This window comes from Thermoplasmata archaeon, from assembly GCA_035532555.1.
GTDB lineage: Archaea > Thermoplasmatota > Thermoplasmata > Lutacidiplasmatales > UBA184 > Lutacidiplasma.
Genome location: DATKQS010000006.1, coordinates 15,368 through 35,741 on the forward strand (window position 1 = coordinate 15,368; position 20,374 = coordinate 35,741).

Annotated in this window: 19 protein-coding genes and 1 tRNA gene; 12 read left to right on the forward strand and 8 right to left on the reverse strand. The window is 66.8% G+C overall.

What is annotated here, in order from left to right; translation table 11 throughout:
• Positions 1-129: 129 nt before the first annotated feature.
• Together VMV28_01125 and VMV28_01130 are read right to left on the reverse strand one after the other, a co-directional pair.
• Positions 130-1,020, reverse strand: a complete 891-nt coding sequence (locus VMV28_01125) for a bifunctional 5,10-methylenetetrahydrofolate dehydrogenase/5,10-methenyltetrahydrofolate cyclohydrolase (GenBank protein HUZ79215.1) — start codon at positions 1,018-1,020, stop codon at positions 130-132.
• 131 nt (positions 1,021-1,151) lie between these two features.
• Positions 1,152-2,405 (reverse strand): RNA-guided endonuclease TnpB family protein, encoded by a 1,254-nt coding sequence (locus VMV28_01130; GenBank protein HUZ79216.1) that lies wholly within the window; start codon positions 2,403-2,405, stop codon positions 1,152-1,154.
• A 297-nt stretch (positions 2,406-2,702) separates the two neighbouring features.
• Between VMV28_01130 and lonB the strand changes: the two genes are divergently transcribed.
• The 8 genes from lonB to VMV28_01170 all read left to right on the forward strand — a co-directional run bounded on the left by lonB (position 2,703) and on the right by VMV28_01170 (position 9,172).
• Entirely contained in the window at positions 2,703-4,619 is a 1,917-nt protein-coding gene (lonB, locus tag VMV28_01135; GenBank protein HUZ79217.1) for an ATP-dependent protease LonB, read from the forward strand.
• The gene (locus VMV28_01140) at positions 4,616-4,861 is read left to right on the forward strand and encodes a hypothetical protein (protein HUZ79218.1); all 246 of its coding nucleotides are present in this window, start codon (positions 4,616-4,618) and stop codon (positions 4,859-4,861) included. The genes lonB and VMV28_01140 overlap by 4 nt, the downstream gene beginning before the upstream one ends.
• Positions 4,862-4,867: 6 nt before the next feature.
• Positions 4,868-5,410 (forward strand): nicotinamide-nucleotide adenylyltransferase, encoded by a 543-nt coding sequence (locus VMV28_01145; GenBank protein HUZ79219.1) that lies wholly within the window; start codon positions 4,868-4,870, stop codon positions 5,408-5,410.
• Positions 5,407-6,624, forward strand: a complete 1,218-nt coding sequence (locus VMV28_01150) for a PLP-dependent aspartate aminotransferase family protein (protein ID HUZ79220.1) — start codon at positions 5,407-5,409, stop codon at positions 6,622-6,624. Before VMV28_01145 ends, VMV28_01150 begins: the two co-directional genes overlap by 4 nt.
• Positions 6,625-6,755: 131 nt before the next feature.
• Positions 6,756-6,829, forward strand: a tRNA-Thr gene (locus VMV28_01155).
• 66 nt (positions 6,830-6,895) lie between these two features.
• Entirely contained in the window at positions 6,896-7,408 is a 513-nt protein-coding gene (locus VMV28_01160) for a mechanosensitive ion channel domain-containing protein (GenBank protein ID HUZ79221.1), read from the forward strand.
• Between the two features lie 90 nt (positions 7,409-7,498).
• Positions 7,499-8,647 (forward strand): HoxN/HupN/NixA family nickel/cobalt transporter, encoded by a 1,149-nt coding sequence (locus tag VMV28_01165; GenBank protein ID HUZ79222.1) that lies wholly within the window; start codon positions 7,499-7,501, stop codon positions 8,645-8,647.
• 6 nt (positions 8,648-8,653) lie between these two features.
• The gene (locus VMV28_01170; GenBank protein ID HUZ79223.1) at positions 8,654-9,172 is read left to right on the forward strand and encodes a CopG family ribbon-helix-helix protein; all 519 of its coding nucleotides are present in this window, start codon (positions 8,654-8,656) and stop codon (positions 9,170-9,172) included.
• Between the two features lie 120 nt (positions 9,173-9,292).
• On the opposite strand, the gene VMV28_01175 is transcribed toward VMV28_01170, so the two are convergent.
• Both VMV28_01175 and VMV28_01180 read right to left on the reverse strand, forming a co-directional pair.
• Positions 9,293-9,760, reverse strand: coding sequence for a peptidylprolyl isomerase (locus tag VMV28_01175; GenBank protein HUZ79224.1), 468 nt, complete (start codon positions 9,758-9,760; stop codon positions 9,293-9,295).
• Positions 9,761-9,831: 71 nt separating this feature from the next.
• Complete coding sequence (locus tag VMV28_01180) at positions 9,832-10,263, reverse strand: hypothetical protein (GenBank protein ID HUZ79225.1); 432 nt, start codon at positions 10,261-10,263, stop codon at positions 9,832-9,834.
• A 129-nt stretch (positions 10,264-10,392) separates the two neighbouring features.
• Here VMV28_01180 and rnhA point away from each other — a divergent pair, with 129 nt between their 5' ends.
• A complete protein-coding gene (rnhA, locus tag VMV28_01185) occupies positions 10,393-10,935 on the forward strand; it encodes a ribonuclease HI (protein ID HUZ79226.1) in 543 nt (180 codons plus the stop codon).
• Here the strand turns inward: rnhA and VMV28_01190 are convergent, their stop codons facing one another.
• Positions 10,936-11,154, reverse strand: coding sequence for a hypothetical protein (locus tag VMV28_01190; protein ID HUZ79227.1), 219 nt, complete (start codon positions 11,152-11,154; stop codon positions 10,936-10,938).
• Positions 11,155-11,273: 119 nt separating this feature from the next.
• On the opposite strand from VMV28_01190, the gene VMV28_01195 reads away from it, so the two are divergent.
• Positions 11,274-13,013: a M2 family metallopeptidase gene (locus VMV28_01195; protein ID HUZ79228.1), complete on the forward strand. Its 1,740-nt coding sequence runs from the start codon at positions 11,274-11,276 to the stop codon at positions 13,011-13,013.
• Between the two features lie 96 nt (positions 13,014-13,109).
• Complete coding sequence (locus VMV28_01200) at positions 13,110-14,072, forward strand: hypothetical protein (protein HUZ79229.1); 963 nt, start codon at positions 13,110-13,112, stop codon at positions 14,070-14,072.
• On the opposite strand, the gene VMV28_01205 is transcribed toward VMV28_01200, so the two are convergent.
• The 3 genes from VMV28_01205 to moaA form a co-directional block, all read right to left on the reverse strand.
• Entirely contained in the window at positions 14,067-16,211 is a 2,145-nt protein-coding gene (locus VMV28_01205) for a hypothetical protein (protein HUZ79230.1), read from the reverse strand. The genes VMV28_01200 and VMV28_01205 overlap by 6 nt on opposite strands.
• Before the next feature lie 54 nt (positions 16,212-16,265).
• The gene (locus VMV28_01210; protein HUZ79231.1) at positions 16,266-17,606 is read right to left on the reverse strand and encodes a hypothetical protein; all 1,341 of its coding nucleotides are present in this window, start codon (positions 17,604-17,606) and stop codon (positions 16,266-16,268) included.
• A gap of 105 nt (positions 17,607-17,711) precedes the next feature.
• On the reverse strand, positions 17,712-18,728 hold the full coding sequence (gene moaA / locus VMV28_01215; GenBank protein HUZ79232.1) for a GTP 3',8-cyclase MoaA: 1,017 nt from the start codon (positions 18,726-18,728) through the stop codon (positions 17,712-17,714).
• A 199-nt stretch (positions 18,729-18,927) separates the two neighbouring features.
• On the opposite strand from moaA, the gene VMV28_01220 reads away from it, so the two are divergent.
• Entirely contained in the window at positions 18,928-20,361 is a 1,434-nt protein-coding gene (locus tag VMV28_01220; GenBank protein HUZ79233.1) for an FAD-dependent oxidoreductase, read from the forward strand.
• Positions 20,362-20,374: the final 13 nt, after the last annotated feature.

Consider the following 20,374-nt stretch of genomic DNA (forward strand, 5'->3'; position numbering starts at 1 on the left):
TGAGGTAGCGGGTGTCCCCGCGGCGATGCTTGATCGAGCAGGGCCCCCAGCCCTCGTTTTCGGCCCCGTACCACATGGGGCAATCCTTGCAGTGGAGCACGGGCTCGGCCACCGTGAGACGCGGGGGGGTCACCCTCGTACCTCCCCCAGCTCCGCCAGTTGCCACGCCCGAACGGTGTTGCCCATGAGCTCCGCCACCGTCACCGGACCGACTCCCCCCGGTACCGGGGTGAGCGCTCCCGCCCAGCCTTCGAGGTCCGCGGCATCGGCGTCCCCGACCGCCCGCCCGCCGCCCGGCGCGGAAGGGTCCTCGACGCGAGAGAGGCCCACGTCGATGATGGCGGCACCCTGCGGAACGTTCGCCCGGGTCAACAACCCCGGTCGACCGGCACAACTGAAGATCACGCTCGCTCCCTTCAGGGCTTCCGCGAGCACGTCCGTCTTGGAGTGCGCGATCGTGACGGTCGCGTCGACCCCGCGCGCCAAGAGGAGCATCGAGAGCGGGACCCCCACGGTCTCGCTGCGTCCGACCACCGCGACTCGGTGTCGGGCCATCGGAAGCCCGTAGTGTCGCGCGATGGCGATGGCCGCGCGCGCTACTGCCGGAGCGTGCAGAGGGCGCTGGGCGGCGAGGAGCCCGAGACTCAACGGGCTGACCCCGTCCACATCCTTGACCGGAGATAGGCCGCTGACCGCGCGGATGAAATCGAACGGCGGTGGGAGAGGATGCTCGAGCAGGACGGCGTCGATCGCGCGATCGTTGGAGAGCGTTCGAACGTGATCCACGAGCTCCTCGGGGCCCTCCCCGGGCGCGAGGGCCTCCTCGCGGAAGCGGATCCCGAGAGATTCGGCCGCCTGGCGCTGCCGTTTGAGGTAGAATCGGAACGGGCTGTCCACCCCCCGGTGGACGCTCGCGAGCGTGGGGGGGCGCGTGGAGGCAGGCACGCTGCGGAGCGCTGCCCGGACCTCGGCGTCAACGGCCTCCGCGACGGGCTTTCCCTCGAGGCGCTGGGTCTGCACAGAAGCTCTCGGCGGACCAAGTTCCGTGCGGTAAATAAGGGGCGGTGAGAGGTGGGCGTGCCTCGACGCCCTCCTACCGCCGAGGAGTCCACCAAGTCAACCCTGCGTGCGGGGCTTTGGAACCGGATCGGTCACGGCCCCGCCGGACCGATCGAGTTCCTCCCGGACCGTCCGCTCATCTCGTGCGACCCGGCGTTACCCGGGCGGTAGAGGAGAATCATCGCATCATGGGCCAGGGCGTCGGGGTCAAGCGCGAGACCCCCTAGCGATGAGTTCAACGTAGGGGTTACCCACTCCCTCAACGCGGTTCGACAGATGTTCAGCCCGGCGTTCAATTGTCGATCGCACCGCCAGCGGCATCGTCCGCAGACGAACACCCGGCCCACCCTGCTTCGGCGTTCTTTGACTTCGCCACATCTCGGGCAGGTCTTCGACGTATAGCGTGGGTTCACTTTGATGATGGGGACCCCGTGCTCCTCGGCTTTGTACTCGATCTGGCGGTGGAGTTCCCGCTGGGGCCACGACGAGAGTCGGCGGCGCATTCTTCGACCTCGCCCGCCTCCCCTCGGTAGATGGAGGTCCTCCAAGACGATCGCCGCCCGTCGTTTCCGAGCTTCTCCCACGAGGCCCTTACTGATCAGGTGAATGCGCTGCGAGACCCGGGCGTGTTCCCTCCGTCCCTCTCGTCCGCCGAGTCGGCGGCCGACCCTTCGGTCGTGAGCCTTCTTCCTCCCGAGCCTTCTGCGGCGAACGAAGTGTCGGTGTTGTACAAGGGAGACCTCGGGGTAGGGAACGGTAACGGGGGTGGCCTTGTCCCGAGAGAGCGCTACCCCATCGAGGGACCGTTCGTTGGTGTCGAGGGCGAGAACCGTCTTTGGCGCGTAAGCCTCGGGCACGGAGGGCTCTAGGATCAGGATGGCCCGGTTCGGGGTGAGTCTCAGTTGCTTGACCTTACCGGATGCGAGGATCCTACGGTGATAGTCCGACATTCGGGCGTCAAACCCCGCCCACTCCCCGTTCCGGAGGGACAGGCGCACGTGACCCGTAGTGGCGTTGAGATGGAACGTAGCGCCGTCGGCATGCAAGAACGAGCGGAGGCAATAGGGTACTTTCCCCGTTACGCCCTTGCGAAGCCTACGTCGGTGACCTTTGTTCAAGGAGAGGGCCAAGTCCATGGCGGTCCGCGCATGAGCCCCGTGGATACGATATTCCCGAGCGACTCCTTCGCTGAACTTGCTGAGAGAGCCCTTCGCGGTGAGATCCTTCTCCAAGGCCTCGCGAATACCACGGTTCACCATCAGGCGAAAGTCCCCCATGAGGGATAGGATGGGGGCCGGAAGTGGGGCTGCGAGATGGCAGACGAGCGCACGACGGGTCGAGGACATAGGGAGTCGATGCGCGAGCGCGGCAGTTAAGGCCACCCAAAATCGCGAGCACATTTCACATCCGATTTCAAAGCATGCGTGCGGAAAGGCGTTAATACACCTCCCCGCTTTGTTTTTACTGACGGAGCCCGTGGGGTCCACGGCAGCACCCGTCCGAGGGAACGTACGTCCACACCAGCCGAAGGCGCCATCCAGCCCGCGGCAACGCCCCCTCCGTCGGAACCACCCACACCTCCCCCACCGACGGCCCCCCCATCGGCTCCGCTGCCGACCCCTCTCGATGACTGGGGTAAGTCCTTGCCCTTCACGACCACCGCCCAGGTCGAGGTGCCGGCTCGACTCCTCGATCAGGTCATCGGCCAGGACGATGCGGTGGAGATCGCCAAGAAGGCCGCGAACCAGAAGCGGCACATGATGCTCATCGGCGACCCCGGGACGGGCAAGAGCATGCTCGCCCGCGCCATGGTCGATTTCCTGCCGAAGGAGCAGCTGCAGGACATTCTCGCGTACCCGAACGTGGACGATCCCAACGAGCCGAAGATCCGCGTCGTGCCCGCGGGGAAGGGCAAGGAGATCGTCGCCGCTCAGAAGCTCGAGGCCGCCCAGCGGCGCGGTCAGCGCATGAACCTGATGGTGATCATCGCGCTCCTCATCGTCGGATTCACCGTTTACATCGCGCTCACGACGGGGAACCTGACGGCGATCCTGATCGGCCTGCTTCTGATCTTCATCCTCTACGCGATCTTCCGCTTCTCCGCGGGACGGTCGGAAGGCGGTGGCTCGGTCGCGAAGCTGCTCGTCTCCCACACGCCGGACGACAAGCCCCCGTTCATCGACGCGACGGGCGCCCACGCCGGCGCGCTTCTCGGGGACGTCAAGCACGACCCGTTCCAGTCCGGCGGTCTCGAGACCCCGCCCCATGAGCGGGTGGAGGTCGGCGCGATCCACCGTGCGAACGGCGGCGTGCTGTTCCTGGACGAGATCAACCTGCTCAAGATCGAGAGCCAGCACTCGCTGTTGACCGCGCTCCAGGAGCGCCGCTTCTCGATCGTGGGCCAGTCCGAGCGCTCGGCGGGAGCGATGGTGAAGACCGAGCCGGTGCCGGCCGACTTCATCCTGGTCGCCGCGGGGAACGTCGACAGCGTCCAGACGATGCACCCGGCGCTGCGCTCGAGGATCCGCGGCTACGGGTACGAACTCTACGTCAAGACCACGATGGCCGATATCCCCGAGAACCGCATGAAGCTCGTGCGGTTCGTGGCCCAGGAAGTGGTCAAGGACAAGAAGATCCCCCACTTCGACATGGCCGCCGTCGTCGAGGTGGTCCGGGAGGCCCAACGCCGCTCGGGACGCTCGGGCCAATTGACGCTGCGCCTGCGTGAGCTCGGGGGCCTCGTGCGCGTGGCGGGCGATGTGGCGAACGCGGAGAGCGCACCGATCGTACGGGCCGATCACGTCGTACGGGCCAAGCGCTCCAGCCGCTCGCTCGAACAGCAGATCGCCGACCGATACATCGAGCGGCGCAAGGAGTACCGCATGTTCTCCGTAGACGGCGCTGCCGTCGGTGTGGTCAACGGTCTGGCCGCGATCAGTGCCCAGACGGGGATGTCCGAGTTCTCCGGTATCGTGCTCCCGATCGTTGCGGAGGTGACGCCGGCCCAGACCCGCGATGGAGGCGTCGTCGTGGCGACGGGCAAGCTCGGCGACATCGCGAAGGAAGCCGTCCAGAACGTCAGCGCCCTCATCAAGAAGTACACGGGCGCCGACATCTCGCGCTACGATATCCACATCCAGTTCGTCGGAACCTCCGACGGCGTGGAGGGCGACTCCGCCTCGGTGTCGATCGCGACGGCCGTGATCAGTGCTCTCGAAGGAGTTCCTGTGGACCAAGCCCTCGCCATGACCGGCTCGCTGAGCGTCCGTGGAACGGTGCTGCCCGTGGGCGGAGTGACCGCCAAGGTCGAGGCCGCCGCCGACTCCGGCATCAAGCGGGTCCTCGTGCCCGAGGACAACATCGACGACCTCGTTCTCGAGGCACGCTACCGCGGCATGATCGAGGTCATCCCGGTCCGGACCCTGCGCGACGTGCTGAAGTATGCCCTCGTGGGACAGACCGCTCAGAAGGAGTCGCTCTTGGAACGCCTCACCGCGATGGTCCATGCGACGAGCCGCACCCCCTCGGATGGCCCGCCCCGGCCGACGGTAAACTCGTGAGAGCGCAAACCCATCCGGTCCCGCGGCACCCCGTGCCGCTCGCGCGCACGCCGGCGAGCCTATCGGACACGGACGAAGAGGATGTGGCGCCGTTCATCGACCGGCCCTGCTACGTGTTCAACCCGCGCCTCCGGCTCACCATGAACGATCGTCGGTGCGAACACTGCGCTCACTACCTTACCCCGCGCTGTCCATCCATCGAGGAGTTCCTCGACAACGTGGAAGAGCTCAGCCCGGAGTGAGGGTCCATGGCGCGTGGACTCTACATGGGGCGCTTCCAACCGTTCCACCGGGGCCACCTCGAGACGATCCGCGCCATCCGCGCCGACGAGGCTCGGGAGGACCTGATCGTGGGAGTGGGCAGTGCGCAAGACTCCTACCAGTGGAACAATCCGTTCACCGCGGGCGAGCGGGTCGAGATGATCGGCCGCGCGCTCGACGAGGCGCGCATCGGCGGCTGCATGCTCGTCCCGATCATCGACATCCACCGCCATGCCGAGTGGGTGGCGTATCTCGAGGGGCTGTTGCCCGTCTTCGACCGGATCTACACGAACAATCCTCTGACACGGCTGTTGTTTGAGCAGTCCGGCTACACCGTGACCGACACCCCGCTCATCGAACGCGATCAACTCGAGGGCACGCGCATCCGCGCCCGGATCGCCGAAGGCCAGGACGTCAGCGGAGAGCTCCCTCCGGCGGTGGTACGGTACCTCGACCAGCTGAACGCACGGGCCCGGCTCGCGCTCTTGCGAGCGGACCGAAACGCGCCGCCCCAGAGCGGTCGCCCATGAGCCAGGAGCCCTCGCGTCCTCCCCCTCGTCGGGGGTTCGAGCCCCTCCCGGAATGGGTCGGCCCCACCACCCGCCTCATCCACGGCGCCCGTCGACCGGAGCTGAACGCGGGTGCCGTGGTACCTCCGATCTACCAGACGAGCACCTTCCACTACCCCGCGTCCCACTCCGAGGCGGCCGAGCATGGATCGGTCTACATGTACACTCGGAACCTGAACCCAAGCCACGAGGGACCGGCGGAGATCATCCGCCAGCTGGAGGGCGCAGAGACCGCGCGGCTCTTTGGTTCCGGCATGGGAGCGATCACCACCACGCTCCTCTCGCTGCTCCAGCCGGGTGACGAGGTCGTGGCGCTCGAGGGCCTCTACGGCGGTTCGCTCGGGATCCTCCGGACCTTGCTACCGAAGTTCGGAGTGCGCGTCCGTTGGGTCTCGGAAGAGGCGGCTCACGAGCCCGAGGCGGCGATCGGACCCGCGGCCCGTCTGGTCTTCATTGAGTCCCCCACCAATCCACTGCTCCGGGTCCATGATATCGCACGCTGGGCGGAGGTCGCGCATCGCGCGGGAGCTCTCCTGCTCGTCGACAATACCTTCGCGACTCCCATCAACCAGCGGCCGATTCCCCTGGGCGCCGATCTCGTGGTGCACTCCGTCACGAAGTATCTGGGCGGGCATTCGGACCTCATCGGGGGTGTGCTGGTGGGCTCGAAGGAACTCGTGGACCCGATCGACCCGAGCGCCAACGTCGGGTCCACTCTGGACCCGTTCGCGGCCTTTCTCCTGGATCGGAGCCTCAAGACCCTCTCCCTGCGCATGGCCCGCCACAACGAGAACGGCCGGCGGGTCGCGGAGGCACTGGCAACTCATCCCGAGCTCGCCCGGGTCCACTACCCGGGCCGCGCGAGCCCGGAGGAGGAAGCGATCGCACGGCGACAGATGCAGGGACGCTCGGGCGTCGTCTCGCTTTCCCTCGCCCGGGGCGCCTCGGCGATCCCGAAGTTCCTCGGTCGGCTCCGATTCGTACATGTGGCCGCGAGCCTCGGCGGCGTCGAGAGCCTCGCGAGCGTCCCGGGCGAGACATCGCACCGGCACCTCTCCGCCGCCGAGCGACGGGCGCGAGGGATCGATGACGGACTCATCCGGGTCAGCCTCGGGATCGAGGACGCGGAGGACCTGATTCGCGACCTGACCGAGGCGCTCGATACACTCCGCTGAGCGAACAATCCCGACAGAGCTTGGACTGGCCCCACGCGACCGAGCGGCCGCTCCGACCTTGTCCCGCGACCGTTCAGTCAGGGGCCCGACCAGTAAGATTATAGTCCGAGCCCTTTCGTCGCACAGACGGTGCCACCGTAGCTCAGTTTGGCAGAGCGGCTGATTCGTAATCAGCAGGTCGAGGGTTCAAGTCCCTCCGGTGGCTGAAGGCTTACGCTCGGCTCCGTCATCTTTACCTATCTGTGGAATTGCACATCGCGGGAACCCTCCCATGGACATCGACCAAGTTCTGAGATTGATCGCGATCTCGGCGGGGATCGTCGTCGTTATCGTCATCGTTTTCGAGCTGTTCCTCCGGCTCATCTGCAGGGTAGTCCGCCGGAGCGGGGGCACCGAGTCCAGCATTCGGACGATCACGGAAGTGATCCGGATCGTCTACGTACTCATCGCGGCCATCGCGGTGGCCTCGTACACTGGGATCGCCAACAGCCTGACCGTCCTGACCCTGAGCGGAGTCGCCGGTCTGCTCGTCTCTCTGGCCCTCCAGCCGACGCTATCGAACATGATCTCGGGTTACTACCTCATGCGAGAAGGGCTGATTCGCGTGGGCGATGTCGTCGTCTACAGCCCGGTGAAGGGCCGGGTGATCCGCGTCGCGCTGCGGAACACCTGGATCCTCACGGAGACGGGGGACGTCGTCGTCGTGGGGAACACGAGCCTGTTCAACGGCCCGCTGATCAACGTCACTCGATCCCCCGGCTTCATCCAGCAGTACCAGCGCTAGGACCGCCTGCACCTCCGAGATCGGAGGGTCTGGTATTACTATTTTGCAATACGTCCTAAGGCTTATCTGGCCCCTCCTTTAGGAGAGGTCGTGGGAGCAGTTCCCGCGAGTGCATCTGGCGTCCCGCGCCCCTCCCCGCCTCCGACCCGGGGGGTGCTCGCGCCTCCCCCGCTCAATGGGGAGGAGAAGATCTTCCTCCTAATCCTGTTCACCGTCATCGCCGTCGTGACGGGGGTCGCGTTCATCCTCCTCGGGGTCGTTGCCAACACCTACTACAGCACCCCGGTGACCTCGAACCTCGCCACGGGAAGTGTGACGTTCTTCGGGGCGGGGATCCTCGCCTACACCTTCGGGCTGCGCCACGGAGTGGATGCGGACCACATTGCCGCCATCGACAACACCACACGCAAGCTGATGGCGGACGGGAAGCGCCCGCTCACGGTCGGAACCTGGTTCTCCCTCGGCCACTCGACCATCGTCTTCGTGCTGTCGATCGGGATCGTCCTCGCGGCCAACTACGTCAACAGCCACATCGGCGCGATCCAGAGCATCGGCCAGATCCTCGGGACGGCGATCTCCGGCGGATTCCTCTACCTCATCGGGATCATCAACCTGATCATCGTGGTCGAGGTCTATCGGATCTTCAAGAAGCTTAGAACCGGTCGGATGAACGATGCCGAGCTGGAGGACCACCTCCGGAACCGCGGCTTCATGAACCGCTACTTCGGAAAGATGTTCAACATCGTCCAGACCCCCCGCCAGGTCTACCCCGTCGGTGTGCTCTTCGGGCTCGGGTTCGACACGGCGAGCGAGATCTTCCTGCTCGGGACGGTGGCGGTCCTGGGGCTCGCCGGGGCCCCGGTCTACGTCGTCCTCGTGCTGCCGCTGCTGTTCACGTGCGGGATGGTCCTGGTGGACACCGCGGACGGAGCCACGATGCGCTACGCCTACGGCTGGGCGTTCCATCGGCCCGTACGGAAGATCTTCTACAACCTCACGGTCACGATCATCTCCGTCCTCGTCGCGTTCGTCATCGGGACGGTCGAGCTCCTGCAGGTCTTGGCGATCGAGTTCGGCTGGTCGGGACCGTTCTGGTCCGCGCTGGTGAATCTCGAGTTCGAGACGCTGGGCTACTTCGTGATCGGCACCTTCGTGGTCACCTGGGCGATCGCCACGGCGATCTATCGGATCAATCGGTACGATTCGATCGAGGTCGCGACGCCTCCCGAGCCAACCTAAAGGTCGATGCCGCGTTCCGCCCCTTCGTTGACGAAGCGCCGCCGGGCCCCGGTCGTTCGCCTGAGCGCCTCGCTCGAGCCGGAGCTATTGGGCCTATTGGACCGCTGGGTCCAAGAGCGCAATTCGCCCAGCCGTTCGGACGCGATCCGCGCCCTGATCCGAAAGGAACTGACCGAGGAGAAGCTCGGGGATCCCGAGGCGGACGCCGTCGCCTGCGTCACCCTCCTGTACCGGCACGATGCGCCCAACGTTCTGCGTCGGCTCACCGCCGAGGAACATCGCTGGGGGGACCACATCCGATTCTCCGGACACGTCCACCTCCAGGGAGGATCGTGCATGGAGATCCTCGCGTTGCTCGGGAAACGTCGCGAGGTCATCCAGGCGGCCGAGGACCTTCGGGGGATCAAGGGCGTGGCGTTCGGTGACTACTCCATCACCAGCCCGAGCATCATCGGTGGCCGAACGGGGCATCGGCACCCCCACGCGGGACCCGGTCCTCGACGCACCCACGCTCCACGGCGGTGACGAGACCACCCGGGGGCTCCTCGCGATGATCCACTCGGCGGAGCCCAGGGCGACCCGGGCCCGCCGAGCGGGGAGGAGCCACCCCCGCAGGATGCGAGGGACGCGTGATGCGCGGGCGCGTCAGCCGCTGACCGTCGCCTGAACGATGCGGACCGGCGCCTTCGGCCGGTCGTTCGAGTCTCGAGGGACCGCAGCGATCTTTTCTACGACCTGCTGGCCGGAGCGAACGCGGCCGAAGATCGCATGGCGGTTGTCCAGCCACGCCGCCGGTCCGAGCGTAATGAAGAACTGACTCCCGCCGGTGTTCGGTCCGGCATTCGCCATGGAGAGGACGCCGGGCCCGTCGTGACGCAGTTCGCGGTGGAACTCGTCGGGGATGGAGTACCCCGGCCCGCCCGTACCATCTCCCTTCGGGTCCCCTCCCTGGATCATGAACCCCGGGATCACCCGGTGGAAGGACAGTCCGTCATAGAATCCCTTCTTGACCAGACCGATGAAATTCTCGGCGGTCTTCGGCGCCTTGTCGCGGAACACTTCGATGCGGATGTCGCCCATCGTCGTCTGAAACTGTACGGTCGGATTCGCCATGGTTCTTCCCTCCCCCGTGGGGGCAGAACGCGAGAGCGCGGAGCCGTACTTGAGGGGCGCGGGAGCGACCGCTAGTAGAAGTGCTCGTGGACGAGCAGGAGATAGACCAGGATCACGATCGTCACGATCACCGGGACCGTGAAGAAGGCGGAGGCGAGCACGCTCCCCGTGATGTTCGCCCGGCTGTTGTAGATCGGGCGGCCCACGTCGAACAGGAAGGAGACGATCAGCACCAAGACCGCGAGCGCGTAGGCCCACAGTGCCTGGTCCCACAGGCCGAAGGCGACCGCGAGGAGTATCAGTCCGAAGACGAGGGTCACGATCCCCGCGAGGAGGGTCTGACCGAACCACGTGGCGAACTGGCCGGAGGAGATCGCATGGACGAGGTTCGCCAGGACCACGATGATCCCGCCGACGAACAGGAAGGCTCCGACGATGCCAACCAGGATCGCGATGACCGCTACGCCGAGGGGCAATCCGGGAGTGCCATATCGGTCGGTCATCGAAGGCGGATGCATGCCTGCGAGTCGTACTTAACCTCTCGTTTTTCGCGCCAGCAAGCCCGTCCTTATCTGGCTGTTCTGCCGTCGCCGGACGCCCCCAGCACCTCACTCGGAGCGCGGAAGGAGTCGATGGAGGATCTCGGTGTGCCTCGCGGCGTCGCTATCCCCGAAACCCAGGAGGTTCAGGTCCACTTTGACGGCGCCTGCCAGCCTCCTCGAGGAGGGGGCGTCTCCACGTACGGGTTCGTGGTCGAAGGAGCGGGGCTCTTCTACGAGGAGTGCGGGCTCGCGGTCCCTCCATTCTCCGAGCATGCCACGAACAACGTGGGGGAGTACGTGGGCGCGATCCGGGCTCTGGAGTGGCTGAGCTCCCGTCGCTTCCGCGGCCGGGTCCTCCTCTTCGGAGACAGTCAGCTCGTGATCCGCCAGATCTCGGGCGAGTACGCCGTTCGCAAGGAGCACCTCAAGGAGTACCACCGCTGGCTCACGACACTCTCGAAGGGCTTCTCGGAGGTGCGCTTCGAATGGATCCCGAGAACCCAGAACTCGCGGGCCGATGAACTCTCCAAGCAAGCGCTGGCAGAGCACGCCGCTCAGGCGAGCAAGTCTCGAGCGGGGCGCGGGCTTAGGGAAACGGGGGTCTACGTCAATCCGGTCCCGGACGACCTCTGATCAGACGTAGCGTACGGTGTAGACGAGGGTTCGCCCCTCGGCCGCGGCCTGAGCGCGGGCCGCGTCGAGCGACGTGGCAACGGTCGCAGCGGCCTCCAGGCTGAGGCGGTGGTGCCCCCGGATCGGGGGCCATGATCGAAGAGGCCCGGAGCGATCGTCCTCGCGCGCCGGTGCGGCGGTCGGTCGGGAACCCACCCTCGAGCCCATCGAGGTCGCCATAGTTCGTTGAGCGTCGACCCCATTCTGCTTGATAAAGACGAAGTTCGACCCGCACCTCTCGCGCCGGGAGGGGCGCGGCCGGCGACGCCTGATAAGAGCCGGCGGGCCTAGCCGCCGCGATGCCCGCGGCAGGGAACGAGAGCGAGGCGCGCGCGTTCTTCGATCGAGCGGAGTCCGAACTCCTCGGCCTAGCGATCGAATCGTCGCGCGCCGACTGGGTCTTCAACACATTCATCACCCCCGACACCGAGGAACTCGCCTCGAGAGCGAGCACGAGGCTCATCGCGGCGACCGTCCAGAGGGCCAAGGAGGCGAATCGGTTCCGAACCGTGTCGCTACCCGGAGATCTCGCCCGGAAGGCCCAGCTCCTGCGTCTTTCCCTCCCGCTGGTCGCTCCCCCCAACCCGGCGGAGGCGGACGAACTGGTCCGCACCGTAGCCGGGATGCAGACCACGTACGCCACGGGACGCCACGCCCCTCCCGGGCGGACGGAAGCGGTGGACCTCCAGGAGCTCTCCCGCATCTTGGGGGAGAGCCGGAACCCGGTCGAGCTCGAGAACGTCTGGATCGGCTGGCACGACATCGCTCGGCCGATGCGTCCTCAGTTCACGCGCTACGTCGAGCTGGCCAACCGAGGGGCGCGGGAACTTGATTTCGCCGACACGGGCGCGATGTGGCGATCGAAGTACGACATGGACCCGGATTCCTTCGCCCGCGAAGCCGACCGGCTCTGGGCTCAGGTGCGGCCGCTGTACCTGTCCTTGCACGCCTACGTGCGTCGCCGCCTCGTCGAGCGGTACGGTCCCGAGCTCGTCCCGGAGCGCGGCCCGATCCCGGGCCACCTGCTCGGTAACATGTGGGCCCAGTCCTGGGAGAACCTCTACCCGGATCTCGCTCCCCCGGGCGGCGGAGCGACGTACGACCTGACGAAGATCCTCGAGGGGCGGCACACGAGCCCGACCGACATGGTCCGCTTCGCGGAGCGGTTCTTCGTCTCCCTGGGCTTCGATCCCCTTCCGAGCACGTTCTGGGAACGGTCGATGTTCGTCCGACCGCGGGACCGCGAGGTCGTCTGTCACGCGAGCGCCTGGGACGTGGACGCGGTCGATGACCTCCGGATCAAGATGTGCATCGAGATCACGGCGGAGGACTTCCACACGATCCACCACGAGCTCGGGCACAACTACTACCAGCGGGCCTACGCCCGGCAGCCGTTCCTGTTCCGGGAGAGCGCGCACGACGGGTTCCACGAGGCCGTCGGCGACACGATCGGGCTGTCGGTGACCCCCGAGTACCTGGTGCAGGTCGGGCTGTTGGACCGCGCCCCGTCCCCCGAGGGCGACATCGGCCTCCTGCTCTACACCGCGCTGCAGAAGATCGCGTTCCTCCCGTTCGGGCTCCTGATCGATCGGTGGCGGTGGTGCGTGTTCTCCGGAGAGTACGGCCCGGATTCCTACAACCGGACGTGGTGGGAGCTGCGCGAGCGATACCAGGGGATCCGCCCGCCCGTCGTACGCGGCGAGGATGCTTTCGATCCCGGAGCGAAGTTCCACGTTCCGGCGAACGTGCCGTACATGCGCTACTTCCTCGCCCACATCCTCCAGTTCCAGCTCCATCGGGCGCTCGCCCGGGAGATCGACTGGGCCGGGCCGTTGCACCGGTGCTCGATCTACGGACAGCGCAAGGCGGGCAAGCGCCTCCGGGCGATGCTCGAGATGGGCTCGAGCCGAGAGTGGCCGGACGCCCTCGAGGCGATCGGCGGCGACCGTCGCATGGAGGCCGCCGGACTCCTCGAGTACTTCGCGCCCCTCCAGCGCTGGCTGGACGAGCAGAACCGGGGCCAGCCGGTCGGCTGGTAACGGGTCGGTACGCACGCAGGATAAACCCGGCACCCCGTCCTCTTCCGTGGTGCGTCTACGGGCTCGGCGGCTCGCTCGCCGGCCGCCGCGGGGACCATGGTCGCCGGCCTGAGCGATCTCACCTTAGCGACCCTGCCGGTCGGCCTGATCGCGATCGCGATGATCGGGCTCAACCTGTACGTCCTGCATCGACTTCTCCTCGACCGGCCTCGCCATGCGGTCTCGGCCTTCGTACTGGGCGCGGGAGTCCTGCTCGCCCAGCTCGTCCTTTGGGCCGGGGTGGCCTACTACCTCTTCGTCCCGACCGTGGGAGGGTTCGTTCTATTCGCCATCGCCGCGCAGTTCATGATGGTCCCGATCGGGATCTGGTTCGTCGCACTGATCCTGAAGCAGTCGCGGAAAGCGATCGCGCCCGGGAGCGTGCCGATCGCGGTCGGCATCGGGCTGCTCTTGTTCGCGAACGAGTATCTCATGAGCATCGCCTTCCTTCCGCTCGCGCCGCCGGCGTTCGCGGGGACGATCTGGTTCACGGGGAATCCCGTGGAGTTCCTCGCCGTCCCTCTGGTCACGCTCTGGTATTGCTGGCCGATGGGTGTGACCATGGCCGCGCTCCTGTGGTGGACCCGCCTGCCCATGGCCGATGCCCGGGCCGTCGGCGCCCTGACCGCGACCGCATTCGTGGCGCCGTGGATCCCCGAATCCCCCCTCGCCGGAGCGCTCGCAACGGCCATCGTGATGGGGATAGGAATGGGACTGCTCCTGCGAGCATCGATCGCCGACCGGCGTCCGAGCGTCTATTCCGCGCATCTGCGGCTCGGGGCCGCCGCGGCTTTCGTCCTGATGTCCGCCGGCGCGTTCTCTTCGATGCTGGTGGCCTCCGGGCCCTGGCACATCCTCCCGTTCGCGTGCATTACCTCCGTGGTCATGGTCGGCGAGACCGTCTACCTCGTCCGCAGTCTCCTCGCGCCGATGGGAGAGATTCCTCGGCCGGGCTCGGTGCTGAGCCCCCGCCCAACGGCCGTCGCGGAACCGCGAGAGCGCCCGGACCTCGGCCTATAGACCGGGAACCGACTCGCTGCCGGGGCTCGCCCGCACGGAGGGTGCCGGGGTCGGGGTCATTGCCGCCCGCGTCGCGGTCGCCGCCGACGGGGGAGGGGACGCGCCGACCATGGGAAGCTTCGTGCCCCGGGGAGTCGGGATCGGGAGGCCGAGCTTCCCGCGGACCCAGTGGCGAACGTCGTAGATGTACATGTTCCCGTAGGGACACGCGCTGACGCAATCGCCGACGCCGCAGCACTTGGTGCTCCGGAACTCGCCCTTGGTGCGGAAGGAGCCGGGCATGTTGACGAGCCCGATGGGGCAGGCCTTTGCGCAGTCGAGCGTCGTGCACGCCTTGCAGACGTCCTTGCTCCGGACCCTGAGCTTGAACAATCCGATCTTGTGGAACGCCTGGGAGATCGCCCCCGTGTAGCACCAGCCCATCGTGACGCAGTTGTAGGTCCCGACGTAGGGGACGGTGACGAACATCACGTACCAGAGGATCCCGAAGGAGATCGAGAACAGGAAGATGGTCGGGTCCGCACCGAGGACCGTCACGTTCCAGATCCCGGTCGAATCGAGATACGACGCGACCGATGCGAAGAGCAGCGAGCCCAGGATGACGCCGGTGGAGATCGAGTAGGCGGACGAGAATCGACTGCCGAGGTACTTGCGCCCCACCGGCCCGGAACGATTGAACGATTTCATCGAGTCGAGTGTCGTCCCCTGGTACATCAGCGCGGCCGTGCAGAACGTGGAGCAGACCACCCGTCGGCCGAAGAGCGCCGCCAGCGTTCCCATGATCGCGTAGGTGAGGATCACGACCGTGAGCACGCTCGCGGCGAGCACGGCCGATCCGATCCCCATCGACCATCCGAGGACGGGGACGGTCGCCTGGGCCGGCGCGTTCGGAAACGCGGAGTGGTAGTAGATGCTCGGGAAGAACACCGCGAAGACCGCGTAGCAGAACATCATGAGGACCATCCGGATCCGGTTCTCCAGGTTCGGCGTCTCTCGGATCTTGAAATACACGAGAGCTCCCATCTCGATCCCCATCATCGTGAGGAACCAGGTCGACGCCGTCACTCCCGCGAGGAACCAGAATCCGTTGTAGATCGCGTTGTACGCGATCGTGCCGGCACTCCCGCTCAACGGGAGCGTGAAGAACGCCCCCGCGTAGTGCGCGGGGTCGATCTGGACCGCGAGGAGGGCCCCCATGAAGATTTCGGCGACGAAGATGGACGCGAGCACTCCGAACGTCCAGTTCGCATCGAGCTGCCAGGGCGTGCCCATCTCCTTGCCGAATCGCTCGGTGCCGACGATCGCAGCGAAGAACAGGACCATCTCGGCGACGATGCCGAGCGCGAAGACGTCCGCCCAGCCGCCGTAGTACAGCCAGATGAACTGGCCCGCCATCATGAGCCCGTAGATCCCCAGCAGAGCGCCCACGTAGTGGGAGAACGCAGCATCGAGCTGGCGGTGCCGGTAGATGTACTCCATGAGATAGATGAACAGCACGATCATCGTCGCGCTCGAGAGATAGACGCTGAACGCGACCCACCCTCCGAGGGCGAGCGCCGTAGGGGAGAGGAACATGATGAGGGACTGGAGGAGCAGCACGCGGTACAACCCCGCGGAGATCCGATCCCGCAGGAAGTACGTCGTCAGGGCCATCTCGGCCGACATCGTGAACAGGAACCAAGGGGAAGTCGCGACGCCCGTCAGCACGTCGAGGATCCCGCCGCTCAGCGCGGGCCCCGCCGCCAGTTGGAACGTGGCTCCCATCACGAGCTCGTTGCCTAGAACGAGGGCCACGACGGCGGCGATGAATCGGTAGGGATGGACGATCGGCCGGGCCACGAACCGGTCGCCCTCCTCGACGCGTTGCTTGACCTCTTTGAGGTAGGTGAGGAAGAACGGGATGACGCTGATCGACATCAACGCGCTCCCGAGCCAGAGACCTTCGATGATCGACGAGGGGCCCGGGGCGACGAAGTAGAGCAGCGCTCCGGCGAACATCGCGACCATCATCGCGAGGAGGAACGTCACGACCGACGCGTTGACGGGGGTCTTTGCCTCCGAGGCCCACTTGATGAGGACCGCCGTCACGTAGGCCATCAACGCGCCGATCCCTGCGAGGATCGCATACGCGGCGATCATCGGGATCCGCTCCGGGCGCCGTTCCTTCGGGCCACTCCGTTCATCCTCGTCGCGCTACGGGCTCCGCATCCCACCCGCCGAGGCGGCGGGGGGCGGGCTCGCCGGGGAGTCGATGACGACGAGGCGAGCGGAGGGCCCGGGCGAGGAGGGCGGCCCGAGGGGTGCGGCGGTGGAAATCGGGGCGGGCGATCCTGCACCCACCCAGCCTGCGGACCACTCGAGGGGTTGGAAGGCGCGAGTGGGGAGGAGGGCGAACGCGATTGCGAAGCCGCCCACGAGGAGGTACTGGAATCCCCAGCGCAGTGCGACGGTGAGGCCGTCGGTCGTCAGGGGAACGACCGCACCCCAGCCGGCCGGGAGCCCGAGCATCCCGAGGATCTCGTTGCCGAGACCGTAGATCCCCCAGCTCGAGATGGGCGGCGGAACCCACGTGACCAGACTGAGCCCGGCGACGAGCAGGGTCGCTCGCAGTACGAGCGACCAGGAGCGAGCGATCGTCTGGAGACCGCGGTGGATCGCCGAGGGGAACAGCGCGACCAAGATCGCGAGGAGGGCGGGGAGCTGGTACTGGATCCCCCAGGAGAACCAGATCGCCGCGGAGGCGCTCTGCGGTGGGATGGTGATCCAATCCGCGACCATCGCGAGCGACCAGGTAATGCCGCCTACGAGCAACGCGACCCGCAGGATCGCCCCAACGACGAACCTACGGTCGAGCGGCGCGGCCGCGGCGAGCGCGGGGGTGTCCCTGCCGACCCCGGCGCGCGAGAATATCCCCCGCGTCACGAATAGGAGCTGCTCTTGGGCGATCAGCGCGATCCCCATGACCACGACCTGGAACAGGCTCAGGTACCAGCTGTTCGCGACCAGGGTGTAAGTGGTGCTGCCGGTCGTCTGGGCCACGGCACCGATCCCCGCGGCGGCCGCCGCACCGGTGGAGCAACAGGCTCCCAAGGTCACCAGCGCGATCATGGCGGGAGTGAGCCCCACTCCCGAGCCGATGGCCGTGGAACGCGCCGCCCCGCTTCGGCGCATTCGAACGAGTTCGACCGCCAAGAGGACCGCGGCCGAGATGCCGATCCCCACTCCGATCGAGACGAAGATCATCGTCCATGTCGGCAGGAACGGGAGGTCGAGCACCCCCCAGCCTCCCACGACCAGGATCCCGGGGTAGTTCCACCACTGCGGGTTCGTACCGGGGCTCCACAAGATCTCCGCGTACGGCGCCACGTGGAGCGGGGTAAGGATCAACATCTCCCCGACCCACATGGAGACCAGCGCGAACACGACCGCGAAGAACGCTGCCATCATTCGACCATGGCGTTCGCGCACGAATCGACGGGTTTCGCGCAGGGTCAGGATGGCAAGCAGGCCATGGGATGGAGCCTCGTCTACCATTCTCTTATCGGACTGAGGAATCGCTTAAGAGACCCCGGTCCGGACTCTGCCCAGCATCCCCTCCGGCGGCCGGCCGTCTTCTCCCGGGGAGAGGAAGATGGCGAGTCAGCGGCCCCGCCGTAGGCTCGCCGGGGCCGAGAGCATTGGGAGCTCCAGCTCGGCGGCCGGGATCCCCGCCAGTCCTGCCGGCCGGTAGGCGCCGTAGTACGGGATCCGGTGCGTGATGACCCGGCGAAGCGCGTCCCGGACCGCGTCATCCCCAAGACCGCGGGTCGGGATCAGGTCATCGTTGCGGTTGAGGCAACCCTTCAGCTCCCCGCGGTGGGTCACGCGGATCCGGTGGCAGTTCGCGCAGAACTCGGCGTTGCCCACCGGATCGACGAGCTCGACCTCGGCGCCTTGGAACAAGTACACGCGTCGGTGGTGCATCTCCCGGACGAGCACTCGGCTCGCGTGGGTCTCGAGCCAGCTCTTCACCGCCGCGATATCGACCATCCACTCGCGGTGGGCGACCAGTTCCGGCATGAACTCTATCAACTGGAGTCGGAGCCCGTCCTCGGACCCGACGTAGTCGATCATCGCCGGAATGTTCTCCAGGGTCGACCGGAAGACTACCATGTTGAGCTTCACCGGCTTGAGCCCCACGCGCAGGGCCTCGCGGACGCCCCGAAGCACCGGGGCGAGAGCTCCCCCTCGGATCGACCGGAACTGATCCGGATCAAGTGAATCGACGGAGACGTTCACCCGCTTGAGCCCCGCGTCCCGCAGGGACTCCGCGCGGCGCTCGAGCATCGCGCCATTCGTCGTCAAGGAGACGTCGGGGATGTGCCGGACCGTCCGATCGACGATGGCCTCCATGTCCGGCCGGACCAACGGCTCTCCTCCAGTGAACTTGACGGCCCGGATCCCGAGCTCCCGGGAGAGGCGCACCAGTCGCGCGATCTCCTCCAGGGTCATCTCCCCCGGATCCCGATGCCCGGCGCGGGTGGTCGGGCCCTGGCCCTCGTCGTGACAGTACACGCAGGAGAAGTTGCACCGCTTCGTGACGCTGATCCGGATATCCGTGACCTCGCGTCCGAAGGCGTCGCTCAGCATGCGATCGGGAGTAGGGTGGGCGGTCATATAGCCCACGGAAACCCGGCGCGACACCCGCCCATCGCCCGAGCCGCATCGTGGCGGGCCGATCTCAGAGCCGGCCGGCCCGACGGAGGATGGCGGAGGATCGTGAGCGGCCGGCGGACGCTAAGTGCGGCAGGCCCCTTGGTTCCCGCGCCGAGGCCAAGGCTCACCGGGTCGCGGGGCCGAGCGCAGAGGAGGATCGATGCCGACGGACGAGCACTCCCGCTACGAGCGAACGCCCATTCCCGAGGAACCCGCGCGCGACCGCGCCGCGAGCTTCATCGAGATCCGGCACCCGTACCTCCCGGACGATGCGGTCCTCGAGGCCCAGCGTTGCCTACAATGCGCGATGCCGTACTGTGTGCAAGCTTGCCCCATCGACCAGGATGCGCGCGGGTACATCCTGCGGATCGCCGAACGCAAGTTCGACGAGGCCGCCCTCGTGGTCCTGCGGGAGAACCCTCTCGGAACGACCCTGTGCAAGGTCTGCTACCACTTCTGCGAGGATGCCTGCATCATGCACGAGCGGGGCGTCCCGATCGCGATCCGTCAGCTCAAGCGGGCGGCGATGGAGCTGGGAAAGTCGGACCTGTACTACGTTCCCAGCGCCCTGCGCGAGGAGCGTGTGGCGATCATCGGCGCGGGACCGGCGGGATTGATGGCCGCGTGGGAGCTCGGGCTGCGCGGATACCGCGTCACCGTGTTCGAACAGCAGCCGTACATCGGCGGGCAGGTCGGCGAGATCCCGAAGTACCACATGGACGGCTACGAAATCGAGGTGGACGCGGGGCGGTTCCGGGACCTTCCTGTGACCTTCGTCATGGGGAAGAGGATCGGAACGGATGTGACGATCGAGAGCCTGCACGCCGAAGGGTACTCGGCGATCTATCTCGCGGTCGGCACCTCCGACCACAAGGCGCTCGGCATTCCCGGTGAATCCCTGCCGGAGGTGTACGGGGCCATCGATCTTCTCAAGGATGTGAACAAAGGCCCACCGGTCTCGGTCGGTGCGCACGTCGTCGTGATCGGAGGCGGGGATGTCGCGATGGACGCCGTGCGCTCCGCCTTGAGGCTCCAGCCGCAGAAGGACGTGACCGTCGTGTACCGGCGGACCCGGGACAAGATGCCGGCGGGGCACGAGGAGTCCGACGAGGCGGAGGAAGAGGGGGTCCGCTTCCTCTACGAACTCAGCCCCGTGGAGATCCTGGGGACCGATCACGTGGAGGGGATCGTCGTCCGTAAGACGAAGCTCAGTGCGCCCGGCCCATCGGGTCGGCCCTCGGTCGTCCCGGTTCCAGGTTCGGAGAAGACCATCCCGTGCGACATGGTCATCGTCGCGGTCGGTGAAGCTCCCGTCCTCGCGGGGTTCCCCGACGCTCTTGATCTCCGATTCGGCGCGCAGGGCTGGCCCGAGGGCAAGAACCCGGACTCGATGACGGGGATCGAAGGGATCTTCGCCTCGGGAGGGAAATCGGTCGTGCACGCCATGGCGGCCGGGACGCGCTCCGCGAAGGGCATCGATGCCTATCTGAGCCGCAAGGCCGGACGGCCCCCGATCCCGCGCCCGGATCCTTTCGGGAAGGAAGACCCTCCCGCCCTGCCGAGGGGCTACGGGGCTCCGACCTGGACCCCGTAGCCGCTCCACCCAT

Bases quoted from the DNA above. Each gene is read 5' to 3' on its own strand.
- VMV28_01145 (HUZ79219.1), top strand. From the start codon at position 4,868: ATGGCGCGTGGACTCTACATGGGGCGCTTCCAACCGTTCCACCGGGGC.
- VMV28_01130 (HUZ79216.1), bottom strand. From the start codon at position 2,405: ATGTCCTCGACCCGTCGTGCGCTCGTCTGCCATCTCGCAGCCCCACTT.
- VMV28_01210 (HUZ79231.1), bottom strand. From the start codon at position 17,606: ATGGTAGACGAGGCTCCATCCCATGGCCTGCTTGCCATCCTGACCCTG.
- VMV28_01150 (HUZ79220.1), top strand. From the start codon at position 5,407: ATGAGCCAGGAGCCCTCGCGTCCTCCCCCTCGTCGGGGGTTCGAGCCC.
- VMV28_01170 (HUZ79223.1), top strand. From the start codon at position 8,654: ATGCCGCGTTCCGCCCCTTCGTTGACGAAGCGCCGCCGGGCCCCGGTC.
- rnhA (HUZ79226.1), top strand. From the start codon at position 10,393: ATGGAGGATCTCGGTGTGCCTCGCGGCGTCGCTATCCCCGAAACCCAG.
- VMV28_01195 (HUZ79228.1), top strand. From the start codon at position 11,274: ATGCCCGCGGCAGGGAACGAGAGCGAGGCGCGCGCGTTCTTCGATCGA.
- VMV28_01220 (HUZ79233.1), top strand. From the start codon at position 18,928: ATGCCGACGGACGAGCACTCCCGCTACGAGCGAACGCCCATTCCCGAG.
- VMV28_01205 (HUZ79230.1), bottom strand. From the start codon at position 16,211: ATGATCGCCGCGTATGCGATCCTCGCAGGGATCGGCGCGTTGATGGCC.
- VMV28_01175 (HUZ79224.1), bottom strand. From the start codon at position 9,760: ATGGCGAATCCGACCGTACAGTTTCAGACGACGATGGGCGACATCCGC.
- VMV28_01160 (HUZ79221.1), top strand. From the start codon at position 6,896: ATGGACATCGACCAAGTTCTGAGATTGATCGCGATCTCGGCGGGGATC.
- VMV28_01180 (HUZ79225.1), bottom strand. From the start codon at position 10,263: ATGACCGACCGATATGGCACTCCCGGATTGCCCCTCGGCGTAGCGGTC.
- moaA (HUZ79232.1), bottom strand. From the start codon at position 18,728: ATGACCGCCCACCCTACTCCCGATCGCATGCTGAGCGACGCCTTCGGA.
- VMV28_01190 (HUZ79227.1), bottom strand. From the start codon at position 11,154: ATGGCGACCTCGATGGGCTCGAGGGTGGGTTCCCGACCGACCGCCGCA.
- VMV28_01200 (HUZ79229.1), top strand. From the start codon at position 13,110: ATGGTCGCCGGCCTGAGCGATCTCACCTTAGCGACCCTGCCGGTCGGC.